Raw genomic sequence first — 12,150 nt, forward strand, 5'->3', positions numbered from 1 at the left:
GAGAGCGAGCGCGAGGCCGCGTTCCGGATCAATGCCGAAGCGCCCGGCGCGCTGGCGAAGGCCTGCGCCGAGGCCGACATCCCGTTCGTGCACTACTCCACCGACTACGTGTTCGACGGGCAGGGCACCCGGCCGTACCGGGTCGACGACCCGACCGCGCCGCTGGGCGTGTATGGGGCCAGCAAGCTGGCCGGCGAGGAGGCGGTGCGTGCGGCCGGCGGCCAACCTCTGCTGTTCCGCACCGCGTGGGTCTATGCCGCGCACGGTCACAACTTTCTGCGCACCATGCTGCGCGTGGGCGCCGAGCGCGACGAGTTGCGGGTGGTGGCCGACCAGGTCGGCACCCCGACCCCGGCGGCGCTGATCGCCGACGTCACCGCGGTGGCCCTGCGCCGGGCGCTGGGTGACGCCACGGTCTCGGGCACCTGGCACCTGGTCGCGGACGGCCAGACCAGCTGGCACGGCTTCGCCGAGGCGATCTTCGCCGAAGCGGTCGGTACCGGCCTGCTGCCGCGCGCGCCGCGGGTGCAGGCGATCGCCACCGCCGACTACCCGACGCCGGCCAAGCGGCCGGCGTACTCGTGCCTGGATACCGGCACGCTCAAGCGCGACTTCGGCGTCGAACTGCCGGACTGGCGCCAGGGCCTGCAGCGGGTGATCGCCGGACTGGCGGCCTGACCCCGCAGCGTGGCGATCCGCATCGCGGATCGCCACGGAAGTGCTGCAATCAGCCGAGCAGCTTCGAGATCTCTTCGGTACGCGCGCGCATCAGTTCCGCGTCGCCGCGGGCCTCGACGTTCAGGCGCAGCAGCGGCTCGGTGTTGGAGCTGCGCAGGTTGAAGCGCCAGTCGCCGAAGTCGGCGCTGATGCCGTCGGTGTGGTCCAGCGCCGGCGACTGCGAGGCGAAGTGCTCCATCACCCGCGCCACCGCCGCCCTGGCGTCGGCCACGCGGAAGTTGATCTCGCCGCTGCACGGGAACTTGCGCACGCGCGATTCGACCAGGTCGCCCAGGCTGCGGCCGCTGCTGGAGACCAGCCCGCCGATCAGCAACCACGGGATCATCCCGGAGTCGGCGTAGGCGAACTCGCGGAAGTAGTGGTGCGCGCTCATCTCGCCGCCGTACACCGCGTCCTCGGCGCGCATCTTCTCCTTGATGAAGGCGTGGCCGCTCTTGCACAGCACCGGCACGCCGCCGGCTTCCTCGACCTGCTCGACCGTGTTCCAGACCAGGCGCGGGTCGTGCACGACCTTGCCGCCCGGCTTCTTGGCCAGGATCGCCTGCGCCAGCAGGCCGACCAGGTAGTAGCCCTCGATGAAGTCGCCCTTCTCGTCGAAGAAGAAGCAGCGGTCGAAGTCGCCGTCCCAGGCGATGCCGAAGTCGGCGCCGTGGGCGCGCACCGCGTCGATGGTGGCCTGGCGGTTGCCAGGCAGCAGCGGGTTGGGGATGCCGTTGGGGAAGCTGCCGTCCGGCTCGTGGTTGATGCGGATGAACTCGAAGGGCAGGTGCGGGGCGAGCAGGTCGACGATCGCGCCGGCGCCGCCGTTGCCGGCGTTGACCACCAGCTTCAGCGGCTTCAGCGAGGGCACGTCGACGTAGGACAGCAGGTGGCCGATGTAGGCCGACTTGTCCAGGTGCGCGCGCTCGCCGGCGACCGGCGGCGCCGGCGGGGCGGTATCGGCCTCGGCGGCGTCGGAGATGGCGAACAGGCCGGTGTCCGAGGAGATCGGCCGGGCCTGTTCCTTCACCAGCTTCATGCCGTTGTAGTCCATCGGGTTGTGGCTGGCGGTGACCATCACGCCGCCGGCCGCGCCGAGGTGGTCGACCTGGAAGTACACCTCCTCGGTGCCGCACAGGCCGATGTCGATCACTTCCCGGCCCTGGCTGCGCAGGCCGGCCGACAGCGCCGCCTGCAGGCCCGGGCTGCTCAGGCGCACGTCGTGGCCCAGGACCACCGGCCCTTCGCCCAGCTGCGCGGCGAGGGCGACGCCGATGCGGCGGGCCAGGTCTTCGTCGAGTTCGTCCGGAACCCGGCCACGGATGTCGTAGGCCTTGAAAGCGGGAAGCGTCATCGGGAGTTCACGTGTGGGTGGGAAACCCCCGATTCTACCTCCGGGCCCCATCGCGCCGGCGCGAACAGTGCCCGAAAGTCCAAGCCCGCCGGGGCCGGCGGCCCCTAGAATACGGGCGGTACCGCTATCTGGAGGTCGCGAGATGGGCAACGAAGCAGCACGCGCGGGCAAGGTCCGGCCGGATGCACGGACGGCACTGGCTGACCTGGTCGCCGACGGGCAGACCCTGGCGGTCGGCGGGTTCGGCCTGTGCGGCATTCCCGAGGCGCTGATCGCCGCGCTGCGCGATTCGGGGGTGAAGAACCTCACCGTGATCTCGAACAACGCCGGCGTCGACGGCTTCGGCCTCGGCCAGCTGCTGGAGACCCGGCAGATCCGCAAGATGATTTCGTCCTACGTGGGCGAGAACAAGGAATTCGAACGCCAGTTCCTGGCCGGCGAGCTGGAGCTGGAGTTCAACCCGCAGGGCACCCTGGCCGAGCGCCTGCGCGCCGGCGGCGCGGGCATCCCCGCGTTCTTCACCGCCACCGGCTACGGCACGGTGGTGGCCGAGGGCAAGGAGACCCGCGAGTTCGACGGCAAGCACTACGTGCTGGAAACCGCGCTGGTGGCCGACGTGTCGCTGGTCAAGGCGTGGAAGGCCGACGCCGCCGGCAACCTGGTGTTCCGCAAGACCGCCCGCAACTTCAACCCGGCCTGCGCCATGGCCGGCAAGGTCTGCGTGGCCGAGGTCGAGGAAATCGTCGAGGTCGGCGCGATCGACCCGGACCAGGTGCACCTGCCGGGCATCTACGTCGACCGCATCGTGCTCAATCCGAACCCCGAGAAGCGCATCGAGCAGCGCACCGTGCGTCAGGAGAACAAGTAATGGCCTGGACCCGCGACGAGATGGCGCAGCGCGCCGCCCGCGAACTCACCGACGGCGCCTACGTGAACCTGGGCATCGGCCTGCCGACCCTGGTCGCCAACCACATCCCCGAGGGCGTGGACGTGTGGCTGCAGTCGGAGAACGGCCTGCTCGGCATCGGCCCGTTCCCGACCGAGGACGAGGTCGACGCCGACCTGATCAATGCCGGCAAGCAGACCGTCACCGCGCGCCCGGGCGCCAGCTACTTCGGCAGCCACGATTCCTTCGCCATGATCCGCGGCGGCCACATCGACCTGGCCATCCTCGGCGCCATGCAGGTCACCGACAAGGGCGACCTGGCCAACTGGATGGTGCCGGGCAAGATGGTCAAGGGCATGGGCGGCGCCATGGACCTGGTCGCCGGCGTCAAGCGCGTGGTCGTGCTGATGGAGCACACCGCGAAGAACGGCGAGCACAAGATCCTGCCGCAATGCACCCTGCCGCTGACCGGCGTGGGCGTGGTCGACCGCATCATCACCGACCTGGCCGTGTTCGACGTCACCCCGGAAGGCCTCAAGCTGGTCGAGACCGCGCCGGGCGTGGGCGTCGACGAACTGAAGGAGAAGACCGGGGTCGCGTTCCTGCAGTAAGCGGCAACCGCGCGGGCCGCCCCGTGGCGGCTCAGCGGATCGCCAGCAGGGTCCACATCCCGTAGGGGATCGCCTGCTCGAGCGAGTAGGGCATGACCATATGCGCGCGGGCGAAGCCGGCCTCGCGGAAGCGGGCCAGCACGTCCCAGCCGAAGTGGTAGAAGCAGAGGATGCCGCCGCTGATCGGATCGCCGTGATATTCCGGCGGCTCGATGTGCTCGATTTCGCCATCCGGCCCTACGCGCGCGCGCACCAGGGTGTCCGGCAGGTCGTTGAACGGGAAGGTGGCCACGCAGGCGCCGCCGGGCTTGAGCACGCGCGCCATCTCGCCGATCGCGGCGCGGTAGTCCGGCACGTGCTCGAGCACGTCGAAGCTGGCTACCGCGTCGAGCGAGGCGTCGGCGAAATCCAGCGCGGTCAGGTCGCGGAACACGACTTCGCCGGTGCCGCCGAGGCTGTGCAGCGACTCGGTGAGCGCGTGGCGCTTGCCGGGGTCCGGTTCGTACTCGCTGCCGTGCAGGTGGGCGCCGAGGTGCTTCTGCATCCAGACGAAGGTCGGCGTGGCCTGCTCGGTTACGTACACCTCCGGCGGCTTTGGTGGGCCGCCCAGGCCCAGGCGCGCGAGCAGGCGACGCAGCGGCGGTTGCGACAGGGATGCGGAGGCGGCGAGCTGCCCGCGCAGCAGCTGCAGCGCGGCGCGCAACCGGGTGTTGAGGCCGCAGTGGCCGCAGACCAGGCCTTCGCGCAGGTCCGGCGCGGCCGGATTGCCGCGCAGTTGCAGGGTGGTGCGCATGCCGCACAGGACGCAGTCGGCTTCCAGGCCGTCGAGCTGGCCTGCGGCGAAATCCTGCGAGGCCAGCCAGGCGTCGCGCAGGCCCTCATGCTCGCGGCGGCTTTCCCAGTCCGGAAAACTGAACCCCAAAGGCCTTTCCCCCGCATCGGGCAGAACCCCGATCCTAACGGGTTTGGCCGGCCTCCGCGCGTGGAGCCTTCAAAGGTTCTGGTAGTTCGGTCCGGAGCCGCCTTCCGGCGTCACCCAGGTGATGATCTCGTACGGGTCCTTGATGTCGCAGGTCTTGCAGTGCACGCAGTTGGCCGCGTTGATCTGCAGGCGGCGGCCGGCGGCGTCCTCGACCATCTCGTAGACCCCGGCCGGGCAGAAGCGGGTGCAGGGGTTGGCGTACTCGACCGTGCAGCGCTCCACGCAGATCGAGGTGTCGGCCACCTTCAGGTGCACCGGCTGGTCCTCGTCGTGCTCGGTGGCGGCGTAGTACACGCCCTGCAGGCGGTCGCGCGGGGCCAGGGTGCGCTCGACGTAGTCGCGCTTCGGCGATTCGTGCTCGCCGACCTTGTCGAGCGTGCACCAGTCCGGCTTGCCGCGCAGCGTCCACGGCGAGGCGCCGCCGAGCGCGGTTTCCCAGGCGGCATTGGCCAGGCCGAACCACAGGCCCTTCTTGAAGCCGGGCTTGATGTTGCGCACCTTCTTCAGTTCGGCCATCGCCTCCGAATCGCGCAGCTTCGCGTCGAAGCCGGCCGGCTGCAGGCCGCTGGCGGCCAGGTGTTCGGCGGCGAGCATGCCGCTGCGGATCGCCTGGTGGGTGCCCTTGATCTTCGGCACGTTGAGCAGGCCGGCGGTGTCGCCGATCAGCAGGGCACCGGGCATCTCCACCTTCGGCAGCGCCTGCCAGCCGCCGGTGACGATCGCGCGCGCGCCGGCGGAGAGGATGCTGCCGCCTTCCAGCAGCGGCTTCACCTTGGGGTGGTTCTTCCACTGCTGGAAGGCCTCCCACGGCCTGTACTGCGGGTCGCTGTAGTCCAGGCCGCTGACGTAGCCCAGCGCGACCTGGTTGTTCTCCAGGTGGTAGAGGAAGCCGCCGCCGTAGGTGCGGTTGTCGGCCGGCCAGCCCAGCGAGTGCCAGATCTTCCCCGGCGTGACGCGGCCTTCCGGCACCTGCCACAGCTCCTTGATGCCGATCGAGTAGCTCTGCGGGTCGCTGTTGGCGTCCAGGTCGAAGCGCTTGATGAGGCGCTTGGTCAGGTGGCCGCGCGCGCCCTCGGCCAGCACCGTCACCTTGGCGCGGATGTCGATGCCGGCGGTGTAGCCGGGCTTGTGCGAACCGTCGCGGGCCACGCCCATGTCGCCGATGCGCACGCCCAGCACGGTGCCGTCGTCGGCGTGCAGGGTCTCGGCCGCGGCGAAGCCCGGGTAGATCTCCACGCCCAGCGCCTCGGCCTGCGGCGCCAGCCAGGCGCACATCGCGCCGAGGCTGACGATGAAGTTGCCGCGGTTGTGCATGCCCGGCGGGATCACCGGCGACCTGATGCCGCCGTCCCTGGTCAGGAACCAGAATTCGTCCTCGCCCGCCGGCACGCACACCGGCGGCGGGTTGTCGCGCCAGCCGGGCAGCAGCGCATCCAGCGGGCCCGGTTCGATCACCGCGCCGGAGAGGATGTGCGCGCCCACGGTGCTGGCCTTCTCGATCACGCAGACCGAGATGTCCGGGTTGAGCTGCTTGAGCCGGATGGCGAAGGCCAGGCCCGACGGACCGGCGCCGACGGTGACGACGTCGTACTCCATCACGTCGCGCTCGATGGCGTCGGCGGCGATGGCCCCGTTGGCTGCGTGGTCGGACATCCGGGCTCCGTGGCGGTTCTTGGCTGCCCGTATTCTCGGGGTTCGTCAGGAGCCGGGCAAATCCGCGCCGGATCCGAGGCCCGCAGGCGGCGCGCGACCGCTGCTGCGCGGCTACGGCGCGGCCTGCTACGGTCGGCCCATGGAATGGATCGATCCCGCACCCGGCGCGCCCGGCGCCACGCTGCGGCTGGCCCGCGACTGGCTGGATGCGCGCGCCGCCGCGGCGCTGATGGAGACCCTGCGCGGAGGGCTGCCCTGGGAGGTGCACCACGTGCGCCTGTTTGGCCGCGAGCTGCCGTCGCCGCGGCTCAGCTGCTGGATCGGCGACGCCGACGTGGTGTACCGCTATTCCGGCAGCCGCTTCGTCCCGCATCCGTGGACGCCGGCGCTGGCCGGCCTGCGCGCGCGCCTGCAGGAGGAACTGGGGGCGCCGTTCAACAGCGTGCTGGCCAACCTCTACCGCAGCGGCGCCGATTCGATGGGCTGGCACAGCGACGACGAGCCGGAGCTGGGCCCGCGCCCGCTGATCGCCTCGCTGAGCCTGGGCGCGACCCGGCGTTTCCTGCTGCGCCGTCGCGACGATGCCTCAAGGCGCATCGTCCTGGAGCTGGAGCCGGGCAGCCTGCTGCTGATGGAGGGCGGGACCCAGCGCCACTGGAAGCACGCGCTGCCGCGCACCGCGCGGCCGCTGGGGCCGCGCATCAACCTGACCTTCCGCCAGGTGGACCCGCGCCTGCGCGGGTGAGGGCGCTCAGGGACGCGGGCGCGCCTGGGTGTCGGCCTGGCCCTGCACCAGGGTCCAGCCGGCGATCTCGCTGGCGATCGAGGCCAGGGCCTGGTCGAAGGCGCTGGCCACGCTGGCGACCTCGGTGGCGCTGGCCGGCTGTTCGCGCAGGAAGGTGTGGCGGCCGACGATGCGCTGGTCGCGGCTGTCGATCAGCGAGGCGCTGATCTCGATGGTGGCCACCGGCAGGTCGCCGCCGCGGTAGTCGGCCTCGAAGCGGCGCAGGTCCATCAGCAGCCGGTAGTCCGAGCGCATGCCGCTGGACAGGCGGCCGACGCCGGTGATCTTCCCGGACTCCTCCAGCACCCGCAGCACGCTGCCTTCGATCATGTCGGTGGCCGGCTGCGCCCAGGCCGAGCCGCGGTAGACCTGCAGCTCGCCGGGCACCGGACGCACCGCCATGCGCGGGCTGTCGACCAGGCGCGAGGCGATCGGGCGGGCGATGGCCAGCTGCCACTGCACCTGCGGCCACGACGGATCGGGCTGGGCCTGCAGCCGCGGCGCGTGGATGGTCACCGGGTCGCGCTGGGCGCCGCCGCCGAGGAGCGAGCAGCCGGCCAGCAGGCCCAGCGCAGCCAGCGCCGCGGTCCTGCGCAGGAGGACGGGGAAGGGAAGGCGCTTCATTGCGGTTCGAACTCCTTCGGGGCGTCGCGGCCGAGCAGGAAGCGGCTCGGGTTGCTTTCCAGGCGGTCGCTGATCTGGCGCAGGTCGCGGATCAGGCCGCGCAGTTCGGTCAGGGTCGGGCCGAGCTGGGCCAGGCCCTCGTTGGCGAAGTTGTTGATCGCGGCGCGGTTCTCGCCAAGGATCGCGTCTGCATTGCCGGCGGCCGAATCCAGCCGCGCCAGGGTCGAGTCGAGCCGCTCGATCAGCCCGGGCAGCTCGCGTACCAGGTTCTGGTCCACGCGCTGCACGGTGGCGTTGGTGGTCTGCAGGGTGGCGTCGAGGCTGCGCGCGGCGTCGCGCGCGCTGACCAGCAGCGCCTCCATGCCCTGGTCCTGCGCGGCCATGCTGCCGCTGATCCGGTCCAGGTTCTCCAGGGTGGAGGCGATGTGGGCGACGTTGTCGTCGCTGAGCACCTGGTCCAGGCGTTCGACGATCCGGTTGGCGGTGTCGGTGATGTTCTGCAGCGCCGACGGCGAGGTCGCGATCACCGGCGGGTCGCGCTTGTCGACGGTGGCCAGCAGCGGCGCGCCGGGGGTGCCGCCGATCAGCTGGATGATCGCCGGGCCGGTGAGGCTGGTGATGGCCAGCTTGGCGCGGGTGTCGGTCTTCACCGGCGCGGTCGCGTCGGCGCGGATGATCGCCACCACCCGCCGCGGGTCGTCCGGGTCCAGCGACAGGCGTTCGATCGAGCCCACGGCAATACCGTTGAACTGCACCGGGCTGCCCACCGACAGGCCGGTCACCGCCTCGTCGAACACGATCATGTAGCGCTGCCAGCTGCGTTCGGACGAATACTTCGCCGCCCACAGCCCGAACAGCAGCAGGGCCACCGCCACCACCAGGGTGAAGGCGCCGATCAGCACGTAGTTGGCGCGGGTTTCCATGCTCAGCCTGCCTCGTTCGTGGTGGCGCCGCGGTCGCCCGCGCGCGCGCGGCGGGCGGCGCGGGCGCGCGGCCCGTGGAAGTACTCCTGCACCCAGGGGTGGTCGAACTGTTCGACCTCCTCCAGCGGGGCGTTGACCACCACCTTGCGGTCCGCCAGCACCGCCACGCGGTCGCAGATAGCGTACAGGGTGTCCAGGTCGTGGGTGATGAGGAACACGGTCAGCCCCAGCGCCTGCTGCAGGGTCGCCAGGAGGTTGTCGAAGGCGGCCGCGCCGATCGGGTCCAGGCCGGCGGTGGGTTCGTCGAGGAACAGCAGCGGCGGGTCCAGCGCCAGCGCCCGCGCCAGGCCGGCGCGCTTGCGCATGCCGCCGGACAGCTGCGAGGGCAGCTTGTCGATCGCGTCGGCCGGGAGGCCGGCCAGCTTCACCTTGAGCAGGGCCAGCTCGTAGCGCCAGCTTTCCGGCAGCTGCGGATGGTGCTCCTTGAGCGGGACCTCGACGTTCTCGCCCACGGTCAGCGAGGAGAACAGCGCGCCGTCCTGGAACAGCACCCCGGTATTGCGCTCCACGTGCAGGCGCGCGGCCGGATCGTCGGACAGCGCGTCCGTGCCGAGCACGCGCACGCTGCCGCCGGCCGGGCGCAGCAGCCCGAGGATGCTGCGCATCAGCACCGACTTGCCGCTGCCGGAGCCGCCGACCACGCCGAGGATCTCGCCGCGGCGCACATCCAGGTCCAGCCCCTCGTGCACGGTCTGCCTGCCGAAGCGGTTGACCAGCCCGCGGACACGGATGGCGGGTTCGCCGCCATCCGCGTCCGCGGGCTCGTGATTGGTGATTGGTGATTGGTGATTCGTAACAGCAACAGCATCCCCTCCGGTTGCCCGGCCGCCCGCTTCCCGCTTTTTCGAATCACCAATCACGAATCACCAATCCCGGCTTTCCGATCACCAATCCCGGCTTTCCAATCACCAGCCAACATGCATGAACCACAACGCCGCCAGCGCGTCGATGATGATCACCAGCGAGATCGTCTGCACCACGCTGGAAGTCGTACGTTCGCCGACCGACTGGGCGGTGCCGGTCACCCGCAGGCCCTCCAGGCAGCCGATCAGGCCGATGACCAGCGCGAATACCGGCGCCTTCGACAGGCCGACCAGGAAATGCCGCACCTCCATGGTTTCGTGCATGCGCGCCAGGTACATCTGCGGCGGGATGTCCAGGTCGAACGCGCCCACGGTGATGCCGCCGGCGAGGCCGGCCATCATCGCCAGGAAGGTGAGCAGCGGCAGCATCACCAGCAGCGCCAGCAGGCGCGGGATCACCAGCAGGTCGATCGGGTCCAGGCCGAGGGTGCGGATCGCGTCGATCTCCTCGCGCGCCTTCATCGTGCCGATCTGCGCGGTGAAGGCCGAGGCGGTGCGGCCGGCCAGCACGATCGCGGTCAGCAGCACCGCGAACTCGCGCAGGAAGGCGATGGATACCAGCTCGACCACGAAGATCTCCGCGCCGAAGTCGCGCAGGATGGTCGAGCCGAGGAACGCGATCACCGCGCCGACCAGGTAGGACAGCAGGGCCACCAGCGGCACCGCGTCCAGGCCGACCTGCTCCATGTGCGAAACGGTGGCGGTGAAGCGGAAGCGGCGCGGCTGGCGCACGGTGCGCGCCAGCTTGGCGAGGTTCTCGCCGGTGAAGCCGACCAGCTGGACGATGTCGCGCGCGGCCGCATGCACGGCCCGGCCCATGCGTTCCAGCGCCGCGGCGACGCCGTAGTCGCGACCGCGCGGCGGGCGGTCGTCGGAGACGTCGTCGATCGCCTGGACCAGGCGCGCGTGTTCGTCGCGGAAGCGCAGCCGGCTGTCGTCGAGGCCGCGACGGTGGGCGAAGCGGGCCAGCTGCATCACTCCCGCCGAATCCAGCCGGCCGATGCCGGTGGCGTCGACCTCGGCGGTTTCCTCGGGCAATCCGCGCAGCTGCCCCGCCATGTCCAGCGCGTGGTCCAGCGTCCAGTCCCCGGACAGGACGATGCAGCCGGGGTCGGCTGCGGCCTGCTGCCAGCGCGGTGGGGATCCGGTCGGTTCGGTCATGTGCGTTTCCGTGCGCGAGCATACCCGGAAGCCGGGTGCGCGCGGCGTCATCGGAACGGCTGGGCCCGGAGGAGCGCGCGGCGTTCCCCGGAAGCCGGGTGCGCGCGGCGTCATCGCTTCGGGGCAGTGGCGACCGGGGCCGGCCGTCGGGGTTCCGGGCGATACTAGTGCGATGGACACTCCTGCCCGCCCCGTGGCCAGCTACGCACAGCGCATCGCCTTCGTTTCGGAGATGGCCGCGCGCCTGCACCGCTACGGCACCACCGCGCAGCGCCTGGAAGCGGCGATCACCGCGCTGTCGCAGCGGCTGGACCTGGAGTGCGAGCCCTGGTCGAACCCGACCGGCCTGATCCTCAGCTTCAGCGACCCCGGCAAGCCGCTGGGCAGCACCGACACCACCCGGGTGATCCGCCTGGCGCCGGGCGAGAACGACCTGCAGAAGCTGTGCGAGGCCGATCGCATCGCCGAGGCCGTGGCCAGCGGCCAGATGAGCATCGCCCAGGGCCACACCGCGCTGCGCAGCCTGGACCGCGCAGTGTCGACCCGCACGCGGGTCATGCAGGTGCTGGCCTTCGGCCTGGCCGCGGCAGCCGTGGCCGGGCTGTGGCGCCTGCCGTGGCTGGACATCGGCACCGCCGGCGTCGCCGGGGTGCTGATCGGCGTGCTCGACCAGTACACCAGCGCGCGGCCGGGGCTGAAGGAAGCCGCCGAGGCGCTGGCCGGCCTGCTCGCCGGCGTGCTGGCCACCCTGGTCGCGGTGCTGGTCGCGCCTTTGAACCTCAACACCGTGGTGATCGCCTCGCTGGTCGCGCTGCTGCCGGGTATGGCGATCACCAACGCGATGAACGAGTTGAGCAGCCAGCACTGGGTGTCCGGCACGGTGCGCTTCGCCGGCGCCCTGACCACGGTGATGAAGCTGACCGTCGGCGCGATGATCGCGGTGCAGCTGCTGGGCGTCCTCGGCCTGCAGCCGGAAGTGCGCGCCTCGCGGCCGCAGCCGGACTGGGTGGAATGGGCGGCGATCCTGCTGGCCGCGTTCTCCTTCGCCGTGCTGTTCAAGGCGCGGCGCCGCGACTATCCGTGGGTGATGGGCGCGGCGATCGCCGGTTACCTCATCGCCCGCTACGCGGGCCAGGCCTGGGGCAGCCCGGCGGGCATCTTCCTGTCGGCGCTGGCGTTGACCGCGGCGGGCAACGGTTTCGGCCGCTGGATCCAGCGGCCCGGCGCGCTGATCCGGCTGCCGGGCATCATCATGCTGGTCCCGGGAAGCGCGAGCCTGCGCGGGTTGCTGACCCTGGTGCAGCAGCAGGACGTGGATGCGGGGCAGAGCGCGCTGCTGGTGGTCACCAACATCGTGCTGGCCCTGGTGGCGGGCCTGCTGTTCGGCAACCTGCTGATCCCGGCGCGCAAGAACCTGTAGCGGAGCGCGTTGCTGGCGGCCGGATCAAGCCCGTCGGAGGAGCTGCCGCACGCCGGCCAGCGGGCCGGCGCCTGGATCGATTACTTCTTCTTGACCACGCGCTTGCGGCCGC

At 71.1% G+C, this 12,150-nt stretch carries 12 protein-coding genes; 5 read left to right on the forward strand and 7 right to left on the reverse strand.

Translation table 11 applies throughout. The annotated features are described in order from the left end of the window. Window positions 1-678 (forward strand): dTDP-4-dehydrorhamnose reductase (rfbD, locus tag M503_RS0111170; RefSeq protein ID WP_028928261.1); only part of this gene is annotated, 678 nt, incomplete at its 5' end. Between the two features lie 49 nt (window positions 679-727). On the opposite strand, the gene M503_RS0111175 is transcribed toward rfbD, so the two are convergent. After that, window positions 728-2,071 carry a phosphomannomutase/phosphoglucomutase gene (locus tag M503_RS0111175; protein WP_024868626.1) on the reverse strand — a complete coding sequence of 448 codons (1,344 nt, stop codon included), beginning with the start codon at window positions 2,069-2,071 and terminating at the stop codon, window positions 728-730. A gap of 142 nt (window positions 2,072-2,213) precedes the next feature. Here M503_RS0111175 and M503_RS0111180 point away from each other — a divergent pair, with 142 nt between their 5' ends. Next, window positions 2,214-2,939, forward strand: coding sequence for a CoA transferase subunit A (locus tag M503_RS0111180; protein ID WP_028919820.1), 726 nt, complete (start codon window positions 2,214-2,216; stop codon window positions 2,937-2,939). Continuing rightward, window positions 2,939-3,568: a CoA transferase subunit B gene (locus M503_RS0111185; RefSeq protein WP_028919821.1), complete on the forward strand. Its 630-nt coding sequence runs from the start codon at window positions 2,939-2,941 to the stop codon at window positions 3,566-3,568. Before M503_RS0111180 ends, M503_RS0111185 begins: the two co-directional genes overlap by 1 nt. A 31-nt stretch (window positions 3,569-3,599) precedes the next feature. Here the strand turns inward: M503_RS0111185 and M503_RS16890 are convergent, their stop codons facing one another. Together M503_RS16890 and M503_RS0111195 are read right to left on the reverse strand one after the other, a co-directional pair. Beyond that, a complete protein-coding gene (locus M503_RS16890) occupies window positions 3,600-4,490 on the reverse strand; it encodes a class I SAM-dependent methyltransferase (protein ID WP_051414553.1) in 891 nt (296 codons plus the stop codon). Window positions 4,491-4,559: 69 nt separating this feature from the next. Then, complete coding sequence (locus M503_RS0111195; protein ID WP_028919822.1) at window positions 4,560-6,203, reverse strand: electron transfer flavoprotein-ubiquinone oxidoreductase; 1,644 nt, start codon at window positions 6,201-6,203, stop codon at window positions 4,560-4,562. A 139-nt stretch (window positions 6,204-6,342) separates the two neighbouring features. Here M503_RS0111195 and M503_RS0111200 point away from each other — a divergent pair, with 139 nt between their 5' ends. Continuing rightward, window positions 6,343-6,948 carry an alpha-ketoglutarate-dependent dioxygenase AlkB family protein gene (locus M503_RS0111200; protein ID WP_028919823.1) on the forward strand — a complete coding sequence of 202 codons (606 nt, stop codon included), beginning with the start codon at window positions 6,343-6,345 and terminating at the stop codon, window positions 6,946-6,948. 6 nt (window positions 6,949-6,954) lie between these two features. On the opposite strand, the gene M503_RS0111205 is transcribed toward M503_RS0111200, so the two are convergent. The 4 genes from M503_RS0111205 to M503_RS0111220 all read right to left on the reverse strand — a co-directional run bounded on the left by M503_RS0111205 (window position 6,955) and on the right by M503_RS0111220 (window position 10,618). Beyond that, window positions 6,955-7,611 (reverse strand): ABC-type transport auxiliary lipoprotein family protein, encoded by a 657-nt coding sequence (locus M503_RS0111205; RefSeq protein WP_028919824.1) that lies wholly within the window; start codon window positions 7,609-7,611, stop codon window positions 6,955-6,957. Next, a complete protein-coding gene (locus tag M503_RS0111210; protein ID WP_024868619.1) occupies window positions 7,608-8,534 on the reverse strand; it encodes an MlaD family protein in 927 nt (308 codons plus the stop codon). The genes M503_RS0111205 and M503_RS0111210 overlap by 4 nt, the downstream gene beginning before the upstream one ends. A gap of 2 nt (window positions 8,535-8,536) precedes the next feature. Continuing rightward, entirely contained in the window at window positions 8,537-9,370 is an 834-nt protein-coding gene (locus M503_RS16385; RefSeq protein ID WP_051414555.1) for an ABC transporter ATP-binding protein, read from the reverse strand. Window positions 9,371-9,499: 129 nt separating this feature from the next. Next, on the reverse strand, window positions 9,500-10,618 hold the full coding sequence (locus M503_RS0111220; RefSeq protein WP_028919825.1) for an ABC transporter permease: 1,119 nt from the start codon (window positions 10,616-10,618) through the stop codon (window positions 9,500-9,502). Between the two features lie 172 nt (window positions 10,619-10,790). Here M503_RS0111220 and M503_RS0111225 point away from each other — a divergent pair, with 172 nt between their 5' ends. Next, the gene (locus tag M503_RS0111225) at window positions 10,791-12,038 is read left to right on the forward strand and encodes a threonine/serine ThrE exporter family protein (protein WP_028919826.1); all 1,248 of its coding nucleotides are present in this window, start codon (window positions 10,791-10,793) and stop codon (window positions 12,036-12,038) included. Window positions 12,039-12,150 lie beyond the last annotated feature (112 nt).

This window comes from Pseudoxanthomonas suwonensis J47 (assembly GCF_000513955.1).
Taxonomy (GTDB): Bacteria; Pseudomonadota; Gammaproteobacteria; order Xanthomonadales; family Xanthomonadaceae; genus Pseudoxanthomonas; species Pseudoxanthomonas suwonensis_C.

Coding starts and splice junctions, on each gene's coding strand:
- M503_RS0111175 (WP_024868626.1), bottom strand. CDS start 2,071: ATGACGCTTCCCGCTTTCAAGGCCTACGACATCCGTGGCCGGGTTCCG.
- M503_RS0111180 (WP_028919820.1), top strand. CDS start 2,214: ATGGGCAACGAAGCAGCACGCGCGGGCAAGGTCCGGCCGGATGCACGG.
- M503_RS0111185 (WP_028919821.1), top strand. CDS start 2,939: ATGGCCTGGACCCGCGACGAGATGGCGCAGCGCGCCGCCCGCGAACTC.
- M503_RS0111195 (WP_028919822.1), bottom strand. CDS start 6,203: ATGTCCGACCACGCAGCCAACGGGGCCATCGCCGCCGACGCCATCGAG.
- M503_RS0111200 (WP_028919823.1), top strand. CDS start 6,343: ATGGAATGGATCGATCCCGCACCCGGCGCGCCCGGCGCCACGCTGCGG.
- M503_RS0111205 (WP_028919824.1), bottom strand. CDS start 7,611: ATGAAGCGCCTTCCCTTCCCCGTCCTCCTGCGCAGGACCGCGGCGCTG.
- M503_RS0111210 (WP_024868619.1), bottom strand. CDS start 8,534: ATGGAAACCCGCGCCAACTACGTGCTGATCGGCGCCTTCACCCTGGTG.
- M503_RS0111220 (WP_028919825.1), bottom strand. CDS start 10,618: ATGACCGAACCGACCGGATCCCCACCGCGCTGGCAGCAGGCCGCAGCC.
- M503_RS0111225 (WP_028919826.1), top strand. CDS start 10,791: ATGGACACTCCTGCCCGCCCCGTGGCCAGCTACGCACAGCGCATCGCC.